The sequence below is a fragment of the Flavobacteriales bacterium genome (assembly GCA_021739695.1).
Classification (GTDB): domain Bacteria; phylum Bacteroidota; class Bacteroidia; order UBA10329; family UBA10329; genus UBA10329.
The window spans coordinates 70163-91968 of the sequence record JAIPBM010000004.1; the positions used below are offsets into that span (position 1 = coordinate 70163).

General features: G+C 45.6%; 22 protein-coding genes. 7 read left to right on the top strand and 15 right to left on the bottom strand.

The features are described 5' to 3' along the window. Positions 1–183: 183 nt before the first annotated feature. From K9J17_03420 to K9J17_03470, 11 genes are all read right to left on the bottom strand, one after another. The gene (locus K9J17_03420) at positions 184–1197 is read right to left on the bottom strand and encodes a c-type cytochrome (protein MCF8275761.1); all 1014 of its coding nucleotides are present in this window, start codon (positions 1195–1197) and stop codon (positions 184–186) included. A gap of 63 nt (positions 1198–1260) precedes the next feature. Beyond that, the gene (locus tag K9J17_03425; protein MCF8275762.1) at positions 1261–2067 is read right to left on the bottom strand and encodes a hypothetical protein; all 807 of its coding nucleotides are present in this window, start codon (positions 2065–2067) and stop codon (positions 1261–1263) included. Positions 2068–2158: 91 nt separating this feature from the next. Continuing rightward, on the bottom strand, positions 2159–2524 hold the full coding sequence (locus K9J17_03430) for a hypothetical protein (protein MCF8275763.1): 366 nt from the start codon (positions 2522–2524) through the stop codon (positions 2159–2161). Further along, entirely contained in the window at positions 2521–3579 is a 1059-nt protein-coding gene (locus K9J17_03435; protein MCF8275764.1) for a c-type cytochrome, read from the bottom strand. Before K9J17_03435 ends, K9J17_03430 begins: the two co-directional genes overlap by 4 nt. A 97-nt stretch (positions 3580–3676) precedes the next feature. Further along, the gene (locus tag K9J17_03440; GenBank protein ID MCF8275765.1) at positions 3677–4072 is read right to left on the bottom strand and encodes a hypothetical protein; all 396 of its coding nucleotides are present in this window, start codon (positions 4070–4072) and stop codon (positions 3677–3679) included. Between the two features lie 30 nt (positions 4073–4102). After that, positions 4103–5017: a transporter gene (locus tag K9J17_03445; GenBank protein ID MCF8275766.1), complete on the bottom strand. Its 915-nt coding sequence runs from the start codon at positions 5015–5017 to the stop codon at positions 4103–4105. A 52-nt stretch (positions 5018–5069) separates the two neighbouring features. Continuing rightward, positions 5070–5444, bottom strand: a complete 375-nt coding sequence (locus K9J17_03450; protein ID MCF8275767.1) for a hypothetical protein — start codon at positions 5442–5444, stop codon at positions 5070–5072. Between the two features lie 78 nt (positions 5445–5522). Beyond that, complete coding sequence (locus tag K9J17_03455; protein MCF8275768.1) at positions 5523–6110, bottom strand: DUF151 domain-containing protein; 588 nt, start codon at positions 6108–6110, stop codon at positions 5523–5525. A gap of 86 nt (positions 6111–6196) precedes the next feature. Next, on the bottom strand, positions 6197–7168 hold the full coding sequence (locus K9J17_03460) for an electron transfer flavoprotein subunit alpha/FixB family protein (protein ID MCF8275769.1): 972 nt from the start codon (positions 7166–7168) through the stop codon (positions 6197–6199). 34 nt (positions 7169–7202) lie between these two features. Then, positions 7203–7943 carry an electron transfer flavoprotein subunit beta/FixA family protein gene (locus K9J17_03465; GenBank protein MCF8275770.1) on the bottom strand — a complete coding sequence of 247 codons (741 nt, stop codon included), beginning with the start codon at positions 7941–7943 and terminating at the stop codon, positions 7203–7205. Positions 7944–8413: 470 nt separating this feature from the next. Further along, on the bottom strand, positions 8414–8851 hold the full coding sequence (locus K9J17_03470) for a hypothetical protein (GenBank protein MCF8275771.1): 438 nt from the start codon (positions 8849–8851) through the stop codon (positions 8414–8416). Between the two features lie 86 nt (positions 8852–8937). Here K9J17_03470 and K9J17_03475 point away from each other — a divergent pair, with 86 nt between their 5' ends. The 4 genes from K9J17_03475 (at position 8938) to K9J17_03490 (ending at position 12665) form a co-directional block, all read left to right on the top strand. After that, a complete protein-coding gene (locus K9J17_03475) occupies positions 8938–9708 on the top strand; it encodes a hypothetical protein (protein MCF8275772.1) in 771 nt (256 codons plus the stop codon). Positions 9709–9840: 132 nt separating this feature from the next. Then, the gene (locus K9J17_03480; GenBank protein MCF8275773.1) at positions 9841–11055 is read left to right on the top strand and encodes a 3-deoxy-D-manno-octulosonic acid transferase; all 1215 of its coding nucleotides are present in this window, start codon (positions 9841–9843) and stop codon (positions 11053–11055) included. Positions 11056–11110: 55 nt separating this feature from the next. Then, positions 11111–12121 (top strand): UDP-N-acetylmuramate dehydrogenase, encoded by a 1011-nt coding sequence (gene murB, locus K9J17_03485; protein ID MCF8275774.1) that lies wholly within the window; start codon positions 11111–11113, stop codon positions 12119–12121. Continuing rightward, complete coding sequence (locus K9J17_03490) at positions 12111–12665, top strand: hypothetical protein (protein ID MCF8275775.1); 555 nt, start codon at positions 12111–12113, stop codon at positions 12663–12665. Before murB ends, K9J17_03490 begins: the two co-directional genes overlap by 11 nt. On the opposite strand, the gene K9J17_03495 is transcribed toward K9J17_03490, so the two are convergent. After that, complete coding sequence (locus K9J17_03495; GenBank protein MCF8275776.1) at positions 12662–14536, bottom strand: DUF3604 domain-containing protein; 1875 nt, start codon at positions 14534–14536, stop codon at positions 12662–12664. The genes K9J17_03490 and K9J17_03495 overlap by 4 nt on opposite strands. A gap of 205 nt (positions 14537–14741) precedes the next feature. Between K9J17_03495 and K9J17_03500 the strand changes: the two genes are divergently transcribed. Further along, positions 14742–15947, top strand: a complete 1206-nt coding sequence (locus K9J17_03500) for a DUF3078 domain-containing protein (protein ID MCF8275777.1) — start codon at positions 14742–14744, stop codon at positions 15945–15947. Between the two features lie 73 nt (positions 15948–16020). Here the strand turns inward: K9J17_03500 and K9J17_03505 are convergent, their stop codons facing one another. Further along, complete coding sequence (locus K9J17_03505; GenBank protein ID MCF8275778.1) at positions 16021–17742, bottom strand: M3 family oligoendopeptidase; 1722 nt, start codon at positions 17740–17742, stop codon at positions 16021–16023. 7 nt (positions 17743–17749) lie between these two features. After that, positions 17750–18283: a DUF5606 domain-containing protein gene (locus K9J17_03510; GenBank protein MCF8275779.1), complete on the bottom strand. Its 534-nt coding sequence runs from the start codon at positions 18281–18283 to the stop codon at positions 17750–17752. A gap of 110 nt (positions 18284–18393) precedes the next feature. On the opposite strand from K9J17_03510, the gene K9J17_03515 reads away from it, so the two are divergent. After that, positions 18394–19188, top strand: a complete 795-nt coding sequence (locus tag K9J17_03515; GenBank protein ID MCF8275780.1) for a hypothetical protein — start codon at positions 18394–18396, stop codon at positions 19186–19188. A 77-nt stretch (positions 19189–19265) separates the two neighbouring features. Continuing rightward, positions 19266–19892: a deoxynucleoside kinase gene (locus tag K9J17_03520; protein ID MCF8275781.1), complete on the top strand. Its 627-nt coding sequence runs from the start codon at positions 19266–19268 to the stop codon at positions 19890–19892. Here K9J17_03520 and K9J17_03525 read toward each other — a convergent pair. After that, the gene (locus K9J17_03525; GenBank protein ID MCF8275782.1) at positions 19889–21724 is read right to left on the bottom strand and encodes a S8 family peptidase; all 1836 of its coding nucleotides are present in this window, start codon (positions 21722–21724) and stop codon (positions 19889–19891) included. The two genes, K9J17_03520 and K9J17_03525, sit on opposite strands and share 4 nt — an antisense overlap. Positions 21725–21806: the final 82 nt, after the last annotated feature.

Consider the following 21806-nt stretch of genomic DNA (forward strand, 5'->3'; position numbering starts at 1 on the left):
TGTCATCCTATTTCGTTCCCTTAATTGAACCTTTCAAGGATAAGGAATTTTGTTGGCTTTGTTCAGAACGTGAAGCTCACATTTATATATCCGTTAATTCCCGGACGGGCAATGCCACCCCAATCGAGATGCTTGTTATTTGCTTGGTTTTGGACACCCCTGTATTTGAATAACATGACGATTTCAGTTAGGGTCGGAAAGCTCAGAATCTGTAATGAACGCTTGGTCTGTGAGCGACCCAAGGAACGCTACCAGATCGGACTTTTCCTGTTCTGTAAGCCCCAGTGGATGGATCAGTTCGTTTTGGTTTTCGTGATTTATTCCACCGGAATTGAAATGCTCTACCACTTCAGCAAGCGTTTCAAAACTTCCATCGTGCATGTAGGGGGCGGTCAATGCCACATTGCGTAAAGTGGGGACCTTGAACTTTCCGTTATCAACTGATAATTCGGAAATGCGGGCTCTTCCACTATCAACATAGTTTTCGTAGAGCCCGATGTTCTCGTACTCAAAATTGGTGAATAAAGGCGGCAAATGACATTCACTACAGCTTGTGGCGCTGCTGAAGAACAGGTTGCGACCGCGTTTCTCCGCTTCGGAAAGTGCACTTACGTCTCCTTGATATTCATAGGCATCAAATCGCGAATGAGCGCTAATGAAGGTGCGCTCAAATGCTGCAATGGACCGCGAAATTCCGAAAGCTCCGGGTTCTTGGTCGTATGCTTCACGGAACATGCGCTCGTACTCAACATCCCCAGCAATCCGCTGTAAAAATCCAGCAATGGTGAAATCCATCTCCACATGCGTGAATATGGGCGATTGAGATTGCAGCTCAAGCGTGGTGACGCCACCATCCATGAACATTCTATCGGTATAACCGATATTGGCGAGCGTTGGGGTATTGCGCAGCCCCAGTCTGTCTTCAATTCCTAATGCAATCGGCAATCCATCGGTAAATGCATTTTCCTGCTGATGACAACTGCCGCAGGAAACTGTCATGTCTCTCGACAGACGTGAATCATAGAACAGTTTTCTTCCTAGTTCGATCCGTGCCTTGGCCAGCTGATTTTCGGCAGGGATGTCCATTTCGGGAAACCAAGAAGGAATCTGCAGATGATCGACAGGGATTTCTGCGTCTTTCTGGCATGCCGACAGAAAGAAAATGGAAACGAAGAAGTATTTGAGTTTAAGCTTCATGGCGATTAAAAAGGGCGGACGGAACATTTCCATCCGCCCTTTAAGTCTGTGATATCTAGAATGCTACTCCAAAGTTACTGCGTTCGGCACGTTATCTCTTACGGCCATAGCAGCAGGCATGTTATTCATGGTGTGCGTATCTTGATTGTTTCCTCTCACCACAATTCCGTTGAATAGCTCCAAGAAATCGAATTCAACGGTCATCATCATGTCTTCGTCCACCTCCATGTGGTTCATGAACATCAGGTCGTTACGCATCATGTCCATTCCAACGTGATACACGAACGCAGCGTTTGCAGTGCCGCTCATGTCTGCAGTAGTATCAACTAATCCTTCCATTTTTATGAAGATGTAACCAGAGTTCCAGCTCCAGAAAGCATGATCGGGATTGTTCGATGATAAGGCATTAGATGATGGCCAACTTGCCGGATCACTGTGATTGGCAACGCTATCCACCCCAACGCTGAAACCGAACGAATGATAGTGGTCATTCGTAATCGTACCAAGATCATACATCATTGTGCCGGCTTTAGCAAGCACATACGAGTCTTCAATCATGTTCTTGGCGCCATTGTCATCGTAAAAAGCAAAACCGCTCAGGTAAACTTGCGCAATGTCAAACTTCATCTTACGACCTTCCCAGTTGGTCACTTCGGTACCGTAAGCAAAATCGGCTGTTCCTAACTTTGCGTGGAAATGCAAACTGATCTGACTAGTAGTGTCTGTGTCAAGAATACAGCTGCCATCATCTTTTTTAGCATCCTCATCGTAGTTGATAGCATTGCTATTGGTACATCCTTCTTTTTGACATCCGCTGAACGCAAATGTTCCGGCCATGATAGCCATTGAAATGAATAATTTAGTTTTCATTGTTGTATGTTAATGTTTGTATCAGTTGATTTTATTCGTGCAAATCGGGCAGCACGTAACCCTTATAGAAGTAAAAACGATAGGTAGAGAACTATGGCTTTGGTGGTCGGAATATGGAACTTGAGTATTCGAAAATTGCTTTTTCCACATAGTTGAAACTTGCCTTTTTGCCCTCCGAAACGAAGTTTTTGAAGGAAAAAATTGCAATTGGATGAAAGTACTCAACCATCGAACGAACCGATTCAGCTTGAGCATCCTTCTGTTCGCTTTCTGATTGGCGGATGTCTTTCTTTAAATGGCATTTACCCTCGCATTTTAGTTCGGGGCTGTCCAGATTTTCGCATAGCACCGTTGCCACGTACTCCCTATTCATCCAATAGTTGACATGCGGCACATACGCTTGCAGTAGTGTGAAGACGTACAGTCCGGTAATCAATATGGTGGAAATTCTACTCAAGGATTTGGGTCGCTTAGATCAGGATTACTGAGGAATTCCTCATCCGTGAATGTTTTTAGGAATGCGAGCAGATCTTGCTTTTCCTGTTGAGTGAGCTGCGCGCCTCCGTTGCCAACCAACTTCATCAAAGGATCGAGAGTTGGAGATTGCAGAATGTGTTCGCTATAATGATCAATGACTTCCTCGAGTGTAAAGAACCTTCCATCGTGCATGTATGGTGCAGTAATTTCGATGTTGCGAAGTGTTGGAGTACGAAACTTACCCAAGTCAGCTGCATTCTCAGTTACCAGATATCGACCACCATCCTGGAAGGTCACATCCAGACCATTGTTGTGGAATTTATTGTCGGTGATAAGCCCACCCAATCCGTGACAATGGAAGCAATCAGCTCCTTCACCATTGAAGAGTACAAAGCCACGTGTTTCTGATTCGCTCAATTGTATGGACTGCTGATTGTACCATTTATCAAACTTAGAATTGCCGGAAATGAGGGTTCGAAGAAATTGAGAAATAGCTTTGGTCACAAGGACCGAATCGACCCTATCCGCGTTGTACGCTTGGTCAAACAAACTTAAATACTCATCACTTGCATTTAACTTAGCTTCAACTTCGGGCCAAGTTGTGTTCATTTCTATTGGATTCCGAATTGGCTCAAATACCAGATCCTGGAGTGTGGCGGCTCTACCATCCCAGAATAACCCGAACTGATTCCACCCAAGATTGATGAGGGCATTGGCATTTCTATTACCTATGCTTCCATCAATTCCTTGGCTAAACTGTCTTGGGTCCCCAAAGCCCTGTTCCTGCCTGTGACAGCTTGAGCACGACTGCGTATTATCGCCCGATAGAAGAGGATCATAGAACAGTTTCCTTCCCAAGGCAACGCCTTCTACGGTCATTGGGTTATCCGCAGGAATGAAAAGCTCCATTGATGGTAACCCTTTAGGAATGTTCAATTCGTAAGGAGTGGTTATCGAGTCGTCATCATCCGGCTGATTACAACTGCCAATTATCACTCCTATCAGAAGCATGATTATCCAGCGCAAACGGTTCATTGTGTTTAAAACAACAGGTTTCATGTTAAGTTGTCTAAAATGAAGAGCTTATGAGTACTTGCAAAGGGTCTCTTGACATCTCTGGACAAATTCTCATTTACATGGGGTGCATGTGGAAAGTCTCAGTGGCAACCGTCTCTTCTTCTTCATGATCCGAAGCAGTTACAGTAAGCGTAAAGTCCGAGTGTGTCGTTGTTGTGAACATGGTATCTACTTCAAAACTATAACTGGCTTCGTGAGAATGATCGTAATGAGAATAAACCTCAACCGAATCATGTTCCCTAACCACAGTAACAACTATTTCGTGCAGGCCAACATCATCTGTAGCTTCAACGTGGATAGTTATCGGCATCCCACTCATGTACGGGTTGTTTGTGGCAGATGGGCTGATGATAGTTACCACTGGTGCTTGGTTTTCTTCAATCTTGGTACATGAAGTAAAACCAGAAGCAATAAGTATAGCAACGCTTAAAATTGAAATTGAATTTTTCATTGAAATTGATTTGATACTGTTGAAATGTGTTTAAATGAGAAATAGAATCGAAAAATTGAACTGGTGCTTAGGCGTTACCTCGCCAGCACCTAGCTCGTAACCAATTGGGAGTCCGTACCCAAGCGATGACATAAATCGTTTGTAACCGATTTGAACTTCTGCACGGGCTGTAAGCAAATAACCTCCCGTTTTTACTTGTCGCCTGCGATTATCAATATCTGTCATGGCATAATCAGCGTTTAGCGCTACCTGCGGCATAAACGTAACGTTTCGGTAGATGGTCCAATAGAATGCTCCAACAATGCCAGTTATTCGGTCTCCGAATTTGTAATCGAACCGATTTGTTGTATTTAACTTGTAATTGATCAAACTTGATACCCCCCATCGTTTTATGCGGAGAATGTAACGGAGATTAAAGTTGGGGTCCCAACTACCTGATCCTGGCTGCAAGTTTTGATGCAGTACTTCATTATCCTGTTTCAGCTGAGTTGCACCAGTTGGTATCTTCAACCCAGCTCCGACAAGTATGTTGTGCCTTACCTTTTTTCCAACCGTGTCTGGTGTAGAAAGCACCGTATAAACGGCTCCAATGGTAGCATCTCCTATTCCATAACCTACAAACGACCCGCTGATATTCGATTTTTGTATGCGGTATGTGAACGGAAGCGAAGCCAGTAGTTGAACACGCTTGTGTGGCACATATCTACCAAGCAACTCTACAGAATGAAAGTTTTCGACACTGCGTTCCTGTTCTGCTGTATCATACAGAGAACCTAAATGCGTGGTTTTAAACTGTTGGAAGCTGTATCGCAAACCAACATAATGCTTTCCAAACTGAGGCACTATACCCATAAAACCGCTTGACGCACAACCACATTGATCACAGGCCTGTACGCTCAAACTTGACATGGTCAATAGACCAAGCCCAAGAATAAACTGTTTCATTATTAAGATGTATTAAGTTGAAATACGGACCGATGGCCGTTAATTTTCTAACTCATACAACCTGTGGTGGATGAAAGATGGAATGTAAATGGTTGGAATAATTGCCTTCGAGATAAAGGCTGTTTGAAGCAATCGGTTCTGAATCGACCGATCGGAATTCAAAATTGGATATTTCTTCTACTGCAAGAACAAACACAGTCAATTCTGTAAGAGAAGCAGGTGTTTCTGATTTCTGTTCCGAATCGGCCTTTATCTGCTTCATCAGATGACATTTACCATTACACTTCAGTTCTGGTTTATCCGTGTTTTCGCAGAAGTTCTCGATAATGTAAGCCGTGTTCACCTCGTAATTCAGGAGTATAAGAGAAGCACTCATCATTTGAATGATGAACACAACTGCTAAACCGAGTATGCCGAGATTTCTCACGTTAACAAATATGAATACAACTGGTTAGTTGAAATTGACAAACGGCTGACGATCGGCTGATATTGGTCATGTCGATCATTATTTCTTTCTACGATTCATTTCATCTCTAATCTGAGATGCTTCCTCGTAATCTTCCTTGGCCAGCGCATCATTCAGCGCTTCATCAAGTTCCTGTTCTGTGAGCTCGCTCAATCCGTTCTGTTCTGGGCCTGAGTCAGCATCCTCTATGGCAAGCGGACGAATGCCCGATCCGCCTTGGTCTTTCTCAAAGGCGGCAGCATTCAAAATGAATTCGTGTGTGTAAATCGGACATTTGAACCGAACGGCAAGCGCAATGGCATCCGATGGTCTGCAATCGATCTCCACATCGTTCTTCCCATCGCTGCAAACGATCTTTCCATAGAAGACACCATCTACAAAATTGTAGATGATGACTTCTTGGATGTCAATATTGAATTCTTGTGCGAATGTGCGGAACAGATCGTGCGTCAGCGGGCGCGTTGGGGCCATATTCTCCAACTCAATGGCAATGGCCTGAGCTTCGGAACTACCAATGATGATCGGAAGCCTCCGCGTGCCTACAGTTTCTTCCAGAACCAACGCGTATGCGCCAGTTTGGGTTTGGCTGTACTGCAGCCCATATATGCCCATTTTAATCTTATCCATTTGCAGTCTTTCCAACTCACCCGACCTTATATCAATCGGTCACCCCGCTCTTTGTAAGAGAGGACAAGGGGGAGAGTTAAAACGTTTTACCCGTTTGCTGCCTTGAATTTACGAAATGCTTCGTTCAATCGCGGAACCACTTCAAATGCATCTCCAACCACACCGTAGTCAGCAGCTTTGAAGAAAGGAGCCTCAGGATCTTTGTTGATCACAACGATCACCTTGCTACCATTCACACCGGCCAAATGCTGAATTGCTCCAGAAATACCAACGGCAATGTAAAGGTTCGGACGGATGGCAACACCCGTTTGCCCAACGTGCTCATGGTGAGGTCTCCAACCGATATCAGCAACTGGACGAGAGCAAGCAGTTGTGGCGCCCAAGATCTCAGCCATTTCCTCGATCATTCCCCAATTCTCGGGTCCTTTCAGACCTCGACCTGCAGAAACAACCAATTCAGCTTCTGGCAATGGAACAACTTTGCTGTCTCCGCCTTTCACTTCTTTTACGGTGATTCCAGAGTTGATTCCGCTTACATCTACAGAGAAAGCCTCTACAGAAGCAGAACCTTCTCCAGCCTTCACGCCAAAAGCGTTCGGAAGGATGGAAACGATCTTCTCATCACTCAATATGTTCACCTGTGCATGTGCTTTTCCAGAGAAAACGTTTTTGCTTACCACAAATCCGTTTGAAGTATCTGGCAATGAAGTAACGTTTGTTACCAATCCTGCACCCGATTTTGCCGACAAACGTGGCGCAACTGCTTTACCAGTTGAATCGTGAGCGAATACAACCACTTTAGCACCGATCTGGTTAGCTGCAGCTACAATGGCCGCAACTACTTTCTGTGGGTCAGAAGCAGAGATGGAAGCGTCTGTTACATTCAAAACCTTATTTACACCAACAGTTCCAAGAACTTCGGCATTATTTGCATTCAACGAAAGTGCTACAGCTTCGCCACCAATGGCTGCTGCTACTTTGGCTCCGTATTGAGCTGCCTCTAACGATGATTTTTTTACTTGACCGTTCTTTGTATCTACTACAATAAGTACTGACATCTTATTCTTTCTTTAATCGTTCGTAAAATAGGACTTAGATTGATTTTGCCTCTTCGTGCAACAGTCTCACCAATTCGTCCATGTTCTCTGGGTCAACCAACTTCACAGCAGATTTGGCTGCAGGAAGACCATACTTGACGTAAGCCGTTTTAGCCTGCGCTCCGCTTGCCGCAACAATCGTCAACGGTTTCGTACGAGCAGCCATTATGCCACGCATGTTCGGAATACGTTGCTCAGCCATTCCTTTAGAAGCACTTGCAACCAAAGGCAATTTCACCTCAACCACTTCAACACCACCTTCAATAGAACGCTCCAATGTGGCCGTACCTCCGTTCACATCCAATTTAGATGCAAGAGAAATGTAAGGCAAGTTCATGAACTCAGCCAGCATACCGCCAACCTCAGAACCATTGTAGTTGATCGTCTCTTTTCCAAGAAGCACCATGTCAAAACCTTTGTCAGCCGCATAAGCTGCAATCTCTTTGGCAATCACATACGAATCAGCAGGATTCACATCAATTCTAACCGCATCGTTTGCGCCTAAGGCCAATGCTTTTCTGATGACCGGATCAGATGTTGCATCACCAACATTGATAACCGTAACGGAGCCACCACCAGCTTCCACAATTTCCAATGCGCGAACAAGCGCATACCATTCATCATATGGGTTCACAATCCACTGAATTCCCTCTTCGTTGAACTTCGAGTCGCCATCCGTAAAGGCAATCTTGGACGTAGTATCAGGCACTTTGCTGATTGGTACTAAGATCTTCATGCTATATATATTGAATTACTGTTTTTTAAAACGTGCGCAAACTTAGTGATTAAGAAGCGCAATTTCCACCCCATTTTGGTCATGTTCTAGACGCATTATCAACCACACGAAAAGAGATTTGTTCTGCCAACCTTACGCATAACCAAGAGGGCGTTTCCGCCAAGCAACTTGGAAGAGCGTCATCCTGAGTATCCCGATTTTTAGCGGGATGTATCGAAGCACGAAACCATGGCATGTGGCGGTCGGGCTTTCCGCTATATCTTTTTTCAAAGCGGGCACTGAGGTACTCGAAGTGCAAGTGAATGAAAAAAGGATGCCGCTGCAATCCCTAACGTTTACCCTGAGCGCAGTCGAAGGGCCTGCCTCTAGCCAATCCCGTGGTGGCGTAAGGTATTACGCCCGAACGAACGTTTCCACGTCATTGCTGTAGAAGTCAACTAATTCGGGGAATTCCGTTGCAATCTGTTCCCTTACTGCCGCATTCCTCGAGCCACGTCATTACGAGTGAAGATCGAATGCAGCAATCTCCAAATCACGTCACTAATCCCCCAACCAACCGTGCCAGGCTGTTGACACAGTTCGTTGAACAGACCCACACAGTTCGCTGAACAGACCCTTGCATCGCGCTTGAACACCCTTGCAGATCCACTGAGCAAGCTTGCGTCTTTATCGAACAAGCGTACAATCATCTTGAGCTTCCTTGCGTCATCGTTGAGCATCCATGCACAGCTCTTGAACCTATTTGCAATGTCCTTGAACCTGCTTGCAAAGCCCTTGAACCTGCTTGCAATGCCCTTGAGCTGCCTTGCAACACCCTTGGCACTTGCTTGCAAACTGTTTGAGCCGTCATACAACCGCAATGAATCGCCATGCACCGCATCATCTTCCTTCGGTATCAGTCTTTTCATTCCAATGCATTGGCTTCTTTTCAAAAACAACCACAAACACAATTAAATCCGCAAGCACGGGTTAATACTACTTTTGTCAGCATCGCATGAAACACCTTTTTACTCTATTCTGTCTCTTGTTTTCCGCAAGCATTTTTGCGCAAGACGACCCGAAAAACGACACCATGGTCAAGGATAGCGCTGTTGGAAGCGTGCTTTTCCGTGTGTCGTATGCCGCACAGATTCCGATCGGAGACTATGCCGACCGTTTCGGATTCACCAACAACATTGGCGCATCTATCGCCTACAGAACCAAGTCTAATTGGATATTCAGCCTTGGCGGCCATTACATTTTCGGAACCAGCGTAGTGGGAAAAGACAGTCTTTTGGCATCGCTCATCACATCCAGCAATATCATCATCGGAAAAGGCGGAGAACAGGCCTATGTCGATATTTCGCAAATGGGCTACATGGTCAATTTTCAATTCGGGAAAATATTTCCTTGGGTGTCGCCCAATCCTAATTCCGGTTTCATGTTCACTGTTGGGGGCGGTTTTATGGAACATTGGATTCGTTATAAGGCCCAATCGAATGATGTTCCGCAGATTTTGGGCGATTATAAGAAAGGCTACGACCGCCTCACCAATGGCATCATTATTCAGGAATTCATCGGCTACAATTTTCAAGGAAGCACGCGGTTGCTCAACTTCTATGGCGGATTAGAGTTTACGCAAGGTTTTACAGGCAACCGAAGGAGCTACGATATTCCCACTAGAAGTGTGAAAAACGACAAATACCTCGATATCCTCATCGGTTTCCGCGTTGGTTGGATGATGCCTTTCTACAAGCGCAATCAAGACAAATACTATTATTACTGATGACTGTGCGCGATAAATCACCCGTTCCGATTTGCTGCGCCATCGGAACACCCTCTTTTAAAAGGGGGAAGGTGCTAGTTCCTCCTTCAAAAGGAGGTGCCGAGGAACGAGGCGGAGGATTTTTTTGTTGACATGTTTGCGTTTTACAACATCGGCATCCGACTTTACGGGCTCGCGGTCCGATTGGCGGCAGCGTTCAATCCGAAGGCCAAAAAATGGCATGAAGGAAGAATCGCTCTGCTTGAAAGAGTAGAGCAGGAGGCAGGCGCATTTGCTGGCGAAACGCTTTGGGTGCATTGCGCCAGTTTGGGCGAATTTGAAATGGCGCGCCCCATTATGGAACGCCTCAAGCAAGCAGATGCCGAACTGCGAATTGTGCTCACCTTCTTTTCTCCTTCAGGTTTCGAAGTGCGAAAGAATTACGCCACGGCTGATCACGTTTTCTATCTGCCGCTCGACACACCTTCAAATGCCAAGCGTTTTGTAGCGGCCATCAGACCAACCAAGGTCATTTTTGTCAAATACGACCTGTGGTTTCATCATTTGGCCGAAGCCAAAAAGCAGGGAGCAAAGCTGATGTTGATCTCGGCACAATTCCGTCCGAGCCAACAGTATTTCAAGTTCTACGGAAGCGTTGCCCGCCAAGCGTTGAAACTGTTCGACCGCATTTTTCTGGTCGATGCCGATTCGGAAAAACTGCTGCATCAAATTGGAGTGATGAACACAACTGTCTGTGGAGATACGCGCTACGACCGTGTAATGGAAATTGCAGCCTTGGGCGAATCGAACAGAACCGTAGAAGCATTTAAAGGCACTTCAAAGCTCATTGTCTGTGGCAGCACATGGCCAGAGGACGAAAAACTGTTTGTGAGCGGAGTAATTCATCTGCCTGATACAAAGTGGCTCATCGCTCCACACGAAGTAGGAGAGGAGAACATCCAGCGCATAGAAAAACTGTTTCCGAATGCCAATCGTTATTCCAAGATTCAAGATTCAGATGCAAACGTGCTTATCATCGATTCCATCGGAATCTTGAATAAACTTTACCGCTACGCAGATGTGGCCTACGTGGGCGGAGGTTTCAAAACAGGTTTGCACAATATATTGGAGGCAACAGCCTATGGCGTTCCTACGCTTTTCGGTCCCGACCAGTCGCGGTTCCCAGATGCTGGTGAAATGGCAAGCAAAGGCCTTGCGTTTAGCATTTCTGACGAGCAGCAGCTGCTGGTCTGGCTGGAAGATTTCCTGACCAACGATCACACCGAACTTCGAAACGCCATTCTCCGCTTTATGCAAAGCCGAAAAGGCGCCACAGAGGCCATCCTGAAATACACGGTCGCCTGTTGATAGCTCATCCATTCCGCCAAGGATCGGGCATACAATAGGTCTATATTCGCCTAAGATGATTGAGCACAATATTTCCTTGCAACCCTACAACACCTTCGGGTTGGCGGTAAAAGCTAAACTGCTGGTGCGCGTGGCTAAGGTCAGCTGTCTTCAGAATGTGCTGGCTGACGCCAAGCTTCAGAAAGAAGAACGCTTCATTTTGGGCGGAGGTAGCAACATATTGCTCACCCGCAATGTAGATGCCTTGGTCATTAAGAATGAACTGGCTGGAATTGAAGTGGTGAACGAAGCAGCCGATCATGTGCTTGTTAGATCGGGCGCAGGTGTGGTGTGGCATCAATTGGTCATGCATTGCATCGATCGTGGGTTTGCAGGCATCGAGAATCTATCGCTCATTCCCGGAAATGTTGGCGCTTCTCCCATGCAGAACATTGGTGCGTATGGCGTGGAGTTGAAAGATGTGTTCCATTCGTTGGAAGCAGTGGAAATGACCACCGGAAACGTAGTGTCTTTCTCGGCCTCCGATTGCCAGTTCGGTTACCGCGAAAGCGTTTTCAAACGTGCATTGAAGGGACAATTCGTCATTACCTCGGTTACCCTAAAATTGGCCAAGCAAGCAAACGTCAATACCTCGTATGGAGCCATTGAAGAGGAACTGGAGCGGCTTGGCATTTCATCACCTACTATCAAGGATGTGAGTCAAGCGGTTATCAACATCCGTCAAAGCAAATTGCCCGACCCGAAAGAGCTTGGTAATTCAGGAAGCTTCTTCAAAAATCCAGTGATTCCAACTATGCAGTACGAAGAACTGAAAGCGAAGCATCCGAGCATTCCTGGTTATCCATCTGGCAATGAAACCAAGTTGGCTGCTGGCTGGCTTATAGAGCAATGCGGCTGGAAAGGCAAGGTGGTTGGTAACACAGGAAGTCACGCAAAACAGGCTTTGGTTTTGGTCAATTATGGTGAGGCTTCGGGTGTTGAAATCTTCAATTTATCCGAACAGATTATGAAATCGGTTTACGATACTTTTGGCGTTCAACTTGAAAGAGAGGTTAATGTTTATTGAAAGGATTCTTTTGGCCTGTGTGTTTGTAGCAGGGTTACAATTTGCGGCCATTGCTCAAACCAAACCCGATTGTAATAAGGTTGGTTCGTATTACAACAAGAAGGTCTGTAGTGGTATAGAGAACAATCAGGCTTCTTACATCAAAGACCTCATGCAGCGTAAAAGCGCCAGCAACAGCCTCAATCAGGTGCTTGCCTGGACCAAAGAGTACTACGGTTGTTTTTACTGTGACGAGGAACCAGGTTTCAGAGGCGGAAGTGTCCTGCGCAAAGTGGTATTTGAAGACGCATTGAATATTGGTTTCTTCTACGTGTACGATGCACGTGTTGATATGAACATCATTGAACGCGATGGACGAACCTTGATAGATTGGCTACAGGACGATACTGAAAAAGCCTTTGACGCGGCTTTCGAAACCGAGAATGAGCAGGACAAGAAATACCTTCTCAAACAGATACAAACTGGTCAGAAGTACTTCAATATTTTCAGAAACAATGGCGCCAAGTTCCAAAGCGAATTGCGCCAAGGCGGTTCTAAATTCTAGTTAGGCGAATACCAAATGGGCGATGACCATGCCCGTTCTTGAATGACCAGATTTTTCTCCTTACTGAAATCGCTACCGTAGCGGATCATGTCCCACAATCGCCAACTGGCAGTGGGCACTTCTAACACGCGCACATAATAAAAGGAGTGGTGCTTCGGGTTGAAATCCTCATCTGTCCAGATCACTTTCAACTCTTCCGCGCCTTTGTCCTTCGACCATTCTCCCGTTGTTAGATTCACTACAGCACCATTGTCGGGCACACTTCCATCGGCATTCAATTTTCTGCCATCCGAAAGAGCAACATCGAAAATTTCCTCATACACCGCTCCGTTTTCATCGGCCCAACCTTTGATGATCTGAATGCGGTCGAGCGTGGCTCCGTCCTCATCGCGCTTGGCCCATACAAGAAACTGCGGTTTCTCATTCGGGTTTTTTAGGTCATTTCCCATCGGAACGCCTTTCTGATAGGCATCGCTCAACATCTGGTCTTCATTCAAACTTGGATTGAAACCGTTTCCGCCAAAAAAGCGAAGCTGAATACGATTGCCGCTTGTGGCAAACACTTCGCGCCTCTGAAGCGCATCGTAAATATGGCCTCGCGTATTCGCTTCGGCCCAAACGGCCACCAAACCTCCTGGGTTAACCACTTCGGCCACGCGTTGCGTCATGTCCAAAGGCCAGCGGTCGTAAGTACGGTTCACAGGGTCAATGTCGATGATGCCTTTGTTGCCGATCTCTTTGTCGTCCTCTTCCGTGTTTCCGGGAGTTCCGTTGTGGGTGTCTGTGCTGCCGATCATGCCCAGTTTAAAGGGATTTACGCCCAATTGTTGGTTGAATTGAACACCCTTTTTCAGGCCATAACGCACGTAATTCGTTTCGTTGGGCTCACCGAATGTGTGGTTTTCAAAGCCTGCAAATTCATCGTTCTTCCAAAATGCAGGGTGCACCTCTGAATTCCCTTTTACCTGATGCACTTCCACCAAACGTTCAAAATCCTGTCGCATCTGCGCATATTCCTTCGAGATGGGATTGCCTCGAATGTCGGTGCTACGGAAGGCACTTCCCTCTGCCAAATTGGTATTATGCGGAATGGCCAAGAGACTGGCACCTGCATCGGTGCTCTGCTGCATCCATGTCCAAAGTTCTTCTTCGTTCCTCGCTTCCAACGAACTCACGGGATATGCTGGCAACATCATATCGCGGAAAATGACATTGCGGTGTAGATGCGAGCGGCCATTTGCCAAGGTCCATTCAAATCCCATCAGTGTGGTGAACTTTCCGGGCTGATAATGCTTTTCGGCTGCATCTATGGTGATGCCCCAAGCAGTAGCGGTTGTTTCGTAGCCTTTGAAAAAGAAAGGATGCGTTCGTGAAGCCTTTTCAGCGCCTTTCATGGTTCTTTTAAAAATACTCCATTGTTTGGCAGTGTCTACTCCAAGCGGAGAATCGGTGTTGAAAATGGATCGGAAGAATTGATTGACAAGGGAATTGTGGCCAGGTGCGCCTTCTGTGGTCACGCAATAAGATTCGCCCAGAAGTTCAGAATGATCGGTGATGGCGCAGAAATCAAGTGGCTTGCGGAGTTTCACCTTGCGTCCATAGATCTCAATTTCTTCGCCTTGCGCGTAGCGATACGCTTCATCGCAGGAGGTAAGCGTTCCAGAGAAAAAAGCATCGAAAGAAAGGCTGGTATGAACGTGCAGATCGCCCCAATAAAGGTTTTTGTTCGGGTTGGTCTCAATGGTAGAGATGTCCAGATCTTTTGACAGCGTGGCTCTGTCCGAAATGAGGTTGGGAATGGGTTTGTGATGTGATTTACATCCGCTGATAATGATGGTTGCGAAAAATGAAAAAACAAAGAATCTGGTCATGCCTGACAGTTGGGGTTGGGCCGACAATTTACCGATTCAATCGAAACCTTAAAATGCATTGTAGCATTGGAAATTTAACGAATGAAAGGTGTGGAGGTCTTGTGTGAGAACCTCTAAGAACCTAATTGTCAGATTTGGTTTTCTGGTATTTGTCTCTTGTTACGCACAGAGTTTGTTTAATTTCGCGCCCTCAAAATCACACTATATGAAAAGAACGTACGTTACATTTTTAGCTTTTACGCTCCTCTTCTCAACTGCATCTTTTGCGCAGGAAAAAGACATTAAGGATGCGGCATTGACCACCAGTACATCACTCGCGCCATCTGCAGATTCTACAAAACATTGGGATATTGGAGGTTCGGCAGCTCTCAACTTCGGGCAAACCTATTTGAAAAGTTGGGCTTCGGGCGGTCAGAATGCCATTTCCGTTGCCTTTACAGGCTTGGTGCACGCCAATTACCGAAAAGGTAGAGGCGCTTGGGATAATAACTTGGTTCTTGGAGTTGGAGGTATTGCACTCTTTCCACAGGAAAAGTATTCGGACAATCTCAACAGATTCCCGTTCCGAAAGAACATAGACAACCTTCAGCTTACATCCATCGGAAGCTACGAGTTGGATAAGAATCAGAAATGGTTTTTTTCCGGTCTGCTTGATTTCCGTTCACAACTGTTGAACGGTTACGGTGATTACACGCATCAAGATACAGTGTTAAATGCTGATGGTTCAATTGATGAGATCAACTTGGATCCGAACAGGATCAACAAGCGAACCACCGTTTCGAAATTTGCAGCTCCTGCTTATCTGACTGTTTCCGCAGGTATCACTTACAAGCCTGTTAGTTGGGTACAGTTCTATCTTTCTCCTGTGGCAGGAAAATTCACGTTCGTAAATCCTGCTGCAAACGTGTATGATGCAAAAACTGGCGGCAAAGGTGCAATGGCTTACGGTCTAAAAACACCTACCAGTGTTTACCGCGCAGAGTTTGGTTGGTATTTCCGAGCGAACTTGGAAAAGGAAGTTTTTAAGAATGTGATCGTAAAAACGCAGGTCGAATTGTTCGGTAATTACATGGATAAAGAGCATATTGACAATATTGCCACCACGGTTGATGCAACTGATGGCACCGTTTATTACGATCCAGCAAGTAGAGATCAGAATACGCAGATCGGAACTGATGGAAGCGGAAATGCGATCTACGCGTATGATAACCGTACTAACGTGGACGTGAACTGGCAGGCCTGGATTACGCTGAAGGTGAATAAATTCCTGCAGGCATCGTTGGAGTGGCAGTTGTTGTATGATTACGATATCACTGTTCCGAAATATCAGAAGGACGGAAATACAACCTATTCTTCACGCGGGGTTCAATTCCGTGAGGGCTTGACATTAGGCCTGAGCTATTTGTTTTAGAAGGTGATTTATTCCAACAAAAAAGGGCGCATTTGCGCCCTTTTTTGTTGTCGAAAATTAGATGATCGGTTGACTAGAGTTTTGAATACTCTTCCCAAACGAACTGCATCAGCTCGCGCACGTAGTCTTGCGTAAAGTTGAATTCGATTCCAGCTGCTGCGTAAATCTCACCAATTGGTTTTGTATAGCCCAAACTTAGCGCAGCTTCATATTGATCTAATGCTTTTTCTGGATTGTTGCGGTAGTTTCTCCAAACCGCAATGGCGCCCAATTGGGCAATGGCATATTCGATGTAATAGAAAGGTACTTCGTAAAGATGAAGTTGCTTTTGCCACTGGAATTTTTTCACGTCTTCATAACCGGTCCAATCAACCACCTTTCCTCCGAAACGGTTGCTGATACGAATCCAATTTTCGCCTCTTTCCTCCTCGCTGTGTGTTGGGTTTTCATACACCCAATGCTGAAAAGCATCAATGGTTGCTATCCATGGCAATGTGGCCATTATCTTTTCCAAATGCTCTTTCTTCGCACGGTTAAGGTCTACTTCATTGTCAAAGAAAACATCCCATTGATCAATGGAGATGAGTTCCATGCTCATGCTGGCCAATTCGGCCACTTCAGATGGTAAATTCTTGAATCCAGTGATCTCTAGGTCTTTGCTTAGGAACGAATGCACAGCATGTCCGCCTTCGTGAACCATGGTGATCAGATCGCGAAGCGAACCAACTGAGTTCATGAAGATGAATGGAACACCGATCTCATACAACGGATAGTTGAAACCACCTGGAGCTTTTCCCAAACGCGACCCGAGATCCAAGTGTCCCATGGCATGCATGGTTTCCAAACACTCGCCATAATAAGGACGGATCCTTCGGAACGCCTCAATTGAAAGAGTGATCAGTTCCTGCTCATCTCTGAAAGGTTTCAGGCCAGCTCGGCCAGAAGGATCCACATCCGCATCGAAAGGCTTCAGCGAATCAAGACCTAGCGCTTCTTTGCGCGCCAGATCAACCTTGTTGTTCAATGGAACGCATTCTGCCTCAATGGCACTGTGAAACGAAAAGCAATCTGCAGCAGTGTAGTCAAACCTGCCTAGTGCATCCATTTTATAATCGCGGTAGTTGGCGTAATCGGCCTGCTTCGCAATTTTATCGCGCAGACGAATCAGTTCGGTATAAAGCTGATCCAATTCGCGTGCTTTGCTTAGTCGCGCTTCGTTAACCTTATTGTAGATCGATTCGCGGAGTTCGCGGTCAGTGTCTTTCAAAAAGCTGTTCGCCATTTGCAATGTCAACTTATGACCGTCATGTTCAATAGACATGGCACCGGTGATTACTCCGTATTTCTGTTGCATCTGTTGCAGCGTGGTGAACAACGGAATGCTCTCTTCGCGGTACAGTTTGATCTGCATTTTCAGTACACGCAAGAAAATCGCGTATTTCTCCACGTCCAACTCTTTACAGAAAGGAGAATCGAGAAGTTTTTTATTGAAGGTATCCGAATAAGGAGCTGCGTTTGGGTCAATCTGCGAAACCATGAAATCAAACGCTTTCGCGGCATCTTCATTGGTGGTATCGATGTTCATTCGGATGTAGCGCCATCCGGTTTCTTCACTCAGAACTGCTTCTATTTCGCTCAGATCGCGCAGCCATTCTTCCAGTTCTGAAACGCGGGAAATGCTGCGGTTTTTAAGCTCTTCAAAAAGTGGTTGTAAGGTTTCCCAGGTTTCAATATGGAAATCCTCCGCCAAATATCTTCTCTTCTGGCGGGTTGGTATTACAGCTTCCTTTTCCATTGATGGTTTATTTTTTAACCTTCTTGGTGGCGCCTTTTGCGCCTTTTGGTTCCGATTTTGGCTTCGGGGTGGCTGCTTTTTCCTCTTTTACAGATTTTGGGGCAGCAGCTTTTTTGGCAGTGGCAGTTTCTTTCTTCGCTGGTTTCTCTTCCTCTTTAGGTTTAAGAAGCCCTTTTTCAACCAATAGATTGAACCATTGGAAAAGTTTTTTCAGGTCGGAATTGAAAACGCGCTCTCTATCGTAGTTCGGAAGAACTGAAGCTAGAAAATCGCCCAATTCTTTTACCGAATCCTTTTTCGGGTCCAAGGCAACTTTTCCACCTGTCTTTTTGAACAACAGACCGAAAATTTCTGCCAACGGTACATCGTCCTCATCGGTGTAAATGCTAATGTCTTCCAACGCCAATATTTTCTGCGTTGCATACGCAGGCATGCGTTTTCCATCAAGCAATGACTCTACAACCAGACCACCTTTCATCTGGCTCACCATTTTAAACAATCCCGGATAACCGGCAATTGAAAGAATTCCACTCAAATTCATCTGAATAATTTTGACCAAAAGTAAGTATTACACTTAGCTCGCCCGTTATCGGCATTCTTATTGTCTTTGCGAGGGGCAAAATCACCCTTACTATCATTAGCTTAGCACCTATGTTGAGATTAATTCTGGTTTTGAATATGCTCGGATCTTTGCTGCACGCAAGTGGGCAGGAATTGAAGTTGACTAAAACCATCGAAGGAGATTTCGACTACATGGTTACCGATCAGTTGGGGCGGCTGTATCTGTCTCGCGGCCACGAGCTGTTCCTGTATTATCCGGATGGTCAGTACATGTATCAGTTCAGCGACCTGAGCAGAGGCGAGATCACACACCTAGATACGCGCAATCCAATGAAGCTGTTGCTGTTCTATCCTGGATACAGCCAGATCGTTTTTTTGGACAACACACTTAGCCGAACGCGCGAAAATGTTGATCTGAATATGTTGCAGTTGCAATTGGTGCAATTGGCCTGTGCATCTTTCGATAATGGATTTTGGGTTTATGACCCTGTAAGCTTCCGATTGGTGCGTTTTGATCAGGGTTTGAACATAACCAACGAAGTTTCGAGTGTCAATCAATTGGTTGGTGCCGAAATAAATCCGAACGACATGACGGAGTTTGAAAATTGGCTTTACCTCGACGACCCGAAGTATGGAGTTTTCGTGTTCGATTCATTTGGTACGTATTCCAAGCTCATTCCGATCAAAGGAGCAGAGCACGTTCAAGTTCGGTCCAACGGGGTTTTCTTCGAAATGGAAAACAAACTCATTAAATACGACCCATTCACCTTTGAGCAGATGGAGATTGAACTTCCAGTGTCGGAGTTCAAATCTGTTAGTATTGAGAAAAACAAACTTTACGTTTTGCAGGATCATGCCGTGCTCATGTTCTCCATTAACAAGTAAAATAGGATTTGATACACAGATTTCAACATCAAAATTCACTTTGGGTGCGTACTTTCAATTACTATTTTTGACCGCCTATGTCACAACCAAAACACATTGCAGTAGCAGGAAATATCGGGGCTGGTAAAACCACCCTGACACGACTTCTTTCTAAACATTATAAGTGGGAAGCACAATACGAAGCTGCTGACGATAATCCTTATCTGAACGATTTTTATGAGGAGATGCAGCGTTGGTCGTTCAACCTGCAGGTGTATTTTCTCAACTCACGGTTCCGTCAGGTGATGGAGATCAAAAACGGGACTAAGACCGTTATTCAGGATCGTACCATTTTTGAGGATGCGCACATTTTTGCTCCCAATTTGCATGCAATGGGCCTGATGACCAGCCGCGATTTTGAGAATTACGAATCGTTGTTCGAATTGATGAATGAATTTGTCGGCCCGCCCGATCTGCTCATTTATCTGCGCGCTTCCATTCCAACGTTGGTCAATCAGATTCAAAAGCGCGGTAGAGCGTACGAAGAGACCATTCGTTTGGATTATCTAAAAAGATTGAACGAGCGCTACGAAGCTTGGATAAGCACGTACGACAAAGGCAACCTTTTGATCATTGAGGTGGATGACAATAATTTTTCCGAAGACAATGAAGACCTCGGAAAGATCATCAGCCGAATTGATGCCCAGATAAACGGTTTATTCTAAGGAATAAACAGCTTCACAGTTTCGAAAAATTCAGTGCCTTTCAGCCTAATGGCGTAGATTCCTTGCATCAGACCTTGGTGAGACAGGTTAATTGTTTCTTTTCCACTTCCTGATTTGATCAAACGGCCGTTCATGTCAAAAAGGCTCCACTCAACCATACTATTATCGCTTACGCGAAGAATGTGTTTGTCTGTATATGTTTCTATCAATACATTTCGCTCGGTCGATAAGTCGCCCACTGCAGATGCACCATAAGTGACCGCATTAAAGGCATTCACCCGACCGTAACCCAATTCCTTCGACCAGCCTCCATTTTCTTTCCAAGTGGAGTAGTCGTATCCACCTACTTTCTCACTGGTCATGGCAAGCGACTTGCGTGCTAACCATTCCGGCAAACCTGGAGTTTGTGAAAGCATGAGCGCCATTACGCCAGCTGCATTCGGACAGGCAGCAGATGTACCGTTGAAGCTGTCGTAGTATTGCGTGTTGCTGAACCCGTTTCCGCCCAACATGTCGATTGTGGCTACTCTAACTCCCGGTGCGCTCACATCCAAACCTGTGCCCCAATTTCCAGCCCACCAAGTTTCACCATCGCACGAGGAGGCTGTTTTCTGCTCATCGCACATACTTGTTGCACCTACGGCAATGGTTTTTTCGTAGCGCGCTGGCCAAAGTGGAATGGTATCGGTAATACCATCGTTACCACTCGAAAACAACATTGGAACGCCCAATCCTCCTCGGCCATTATCCACAACCTCATCAATCACGGCATTTACAAGTGTATCAGAACCAGGATACAGCGCAAGCAGGATATCTGGAACAGCCCAAGAATTGGACGAAACGTCAATATCGGCTTGTGATTGCCAGCCCATTGCCGCCAAAAAGAAGGCAGTTTCAGACCAAGGTTGAACTTGTCCCAAAATGACTTCGTAATGGAAAACCCGAACAGGTACTACTTTACAATTTTGACATACACCAGCTACGCCAAGGTTGTTGTTGGTATTGGCTGCGGCAATTCCAGCGCAGGAAGTTCCGTGGCCGTCACTGTCAAAATTGGGAGTAGGATAACCTTTAGTGTCTGTACTATCTGTGCTCATGGCGTCAAAACCGGGCAGGAGTTTTCCTTCCAATTCTGGGTGAAGCGTATCTATTCCGCTGTCAACGATCACAATCGTGATGTCAGAACTTCCTGTTGTGATGTTCCAAGCTGCTTCCACGTCCATATCGGCACCCACGGTTCCGTTTCCTTGCAGACTGGTTCCTTCATTTTTCAAGTTCCACTGTTTGTCGAACCGAGGGTCGTTCACAGAACAATCGCTTACGCTATGAACCAAGTTCGGGCTAACGGTTCTAAACCATCCAGTGGCTTTCAATGCTTTGACGGCATCAATAGGATTGATTCCATTTTTGTTTGTGGTCAACTCAATGATATTTTCCATGTACCGATTCGGTCCAACGATGGAAATGCCTAATTTTTCTGCTTCTCGTTCTAGCAATTGCATGTCATTCGCATTATTCAAATGCACGAAGAAGTTCGGTAGGTAGGTCACGAACTGATGTTTTGTGTTCGATTGTACTGGGCTAATGAAATCTACTGCTGGTTCAAGAAGCAATGCTTCTGTGTCAACCGCTCCTTTCGGGACAAACACGTAGGGTTTGTAGCGAAATTCGGAGATGTCTGATAGATCAGAAACGGAATATTTATTCAGTAATGCCAATTGTGTGGCCTTATCCACGTTGGTGTTGAAGAAAATGGCTGTGTGTGTTTCGCTCAGTTCATTCTGGGCAAACGACAAGAATGGAAGGAGAATGAATAGTAGAATGTGTTTCATTGATCTGATTTTGTGAATCGAAAGTAGTGAAACAAAAAGCCCGACCAATTGGCCGGGCTTCTTTCTATCAACTGAGTGCGTT

Excerpts from the sequence above, each read along its gene's own strand:
- K9J17_03495 (MCF8275776.1), bottom strand. The coding sequence starts at position 14,536 with ATGACCAGATTCTTTGTTTTTTCATTTTTCGCAACCATCATTATCAGC.
- K9J17_03445 (MCF8275766.1), bottom strand. The coding sequence starts at position 5,017 with ATGAAACAGTTTATTCTTGGGCTTGGTCTATTGACCATGTCAAGTTTG.
- K9J17_03435 (MCF8275764.1), bottom strand. The coding sequence starts at position 3,579 with ATGAACCGTTTGCGCTGGATAATCATGCTTCTGATAGGAGTGATAATT.
- K9J17_03455 (MCF8275768.1), bottom strand. The coding sequence starts at position 6,110 with ATGGATAAGATTAAAATGGGCATATATGGGCTGCAGTACAGCCAAACC.
- K9J17_03440 (MCF8275765.1), bottom strand. The coding sequence starts at position 4,072 with ATGAAAAATTCAATTTCAATTTTAAGCGTTGCTATACTTATTGCTTCT.
- K9J17_03460 (MCF8275769.1), bottom strand. The coding sequence starts at position 7,168 with ATGTCAGTACTTATTGTAGTAGATACAAAGAACGGTCAAGTAAAAAAA.
- K9J17_03500 (MCF8275777.1), top strand. The coding sequence starts at position 14,742 with ATGAAAAGAACGTACGTTACATTTTTAGCTTTTACGCTCCTCTTCTCA.
- K9J17_03510 (MCF8275779.1), bottom strand. The coding sequence starts at position 18,283 with ATGAATTTGAGTGGAATTCTTTCAATTGCCGGTTATCCGGGATTGTTT.
- K9J17_03425 (MCF8275762.1), bottom strand. The coding sequence starts at position 2,067 with ATGAAAACTAAATTATTCATTTCAATGGCTATCATGGCCGGAACATTT.
- K9J17_03420 (MCF8275761.1), bottom strand. The coding sequence starts at position 1,197 with ATGAAGCTTAAACTCAAATACTTCTTCGTTTCCATTTTCTTTCTGTCG.
- K9J17_03480 (MCF8275773.1), top strand. The coding sequence starts at position 9,841 with ATGTTTGCGTTTTACAACATCGGCATCCGACTTTACGGGCTCGCGGTC.
- K9J17_03520 (MCF8275781.1), top strand. The coding sequence starts at position 19,266 with ATGTCACAACCAAAACACATTGCAGTAGCAGGAAATATCGGGGCTGGT.
- K9J17_03505 (MCF8275778.1), bottom strand. The coding sequence starts at position 17,742 with ATGGAAAAGGAAGCTGTAATACCAACCCGCCAGAAGAGAAGATATTTG.
- K9J17_03490 (MCF8275775.1), top strand. The coding sequence starts at position 12,111 with ATGTTTATTGAAAGGATTCTTTTGGCCTGTGTGTTTGTAGCAGGGTTA.
- K9J17_03465 (MCF8275770.1), bottom strand. The coding sequence starts at position 7,943 with ATGAAGATCTTAGTACCAATCAGCAAAGTGCCTGATACTACGTCCAAG.
- K9J17_03475 (MCF8275772.1), top strand. The coding sequence starts at position 8,938 with ATGAAACACCTTTTTACTCTATTCTGTCTCTTGTTTTCCGCAAGCATT.
- K9J17_03525 (MCF8275782.1), bottom strand. The coding sequence starts at position 21,724 with ATGAAACACATTCTACTATTCATTCTCCTTCCATTCTTGTCGTTTGCC.
- murB (MCF8275774.1), top strand. The coding sequence starts at position 11,111 with ATGATTGAGCACAATATTTCCTTGCAACCCTACAACACCTTCGGGTTG.
- K9J17_03470 (MCF8275771.1), bottom strand. The coding sequence starts at position 8,851 with ATGAAAAGACTGATACCGAAGGAAGATGATGCGGTGCATGGCGATTCA.
- K9J17_03515 (MCF8275780.1), top strand. The coding sequence starts at position 18,394 with ATGTTGAGATTAATTCTGGTTTTGAATATGCTCGGATCTTTGCTGCAC.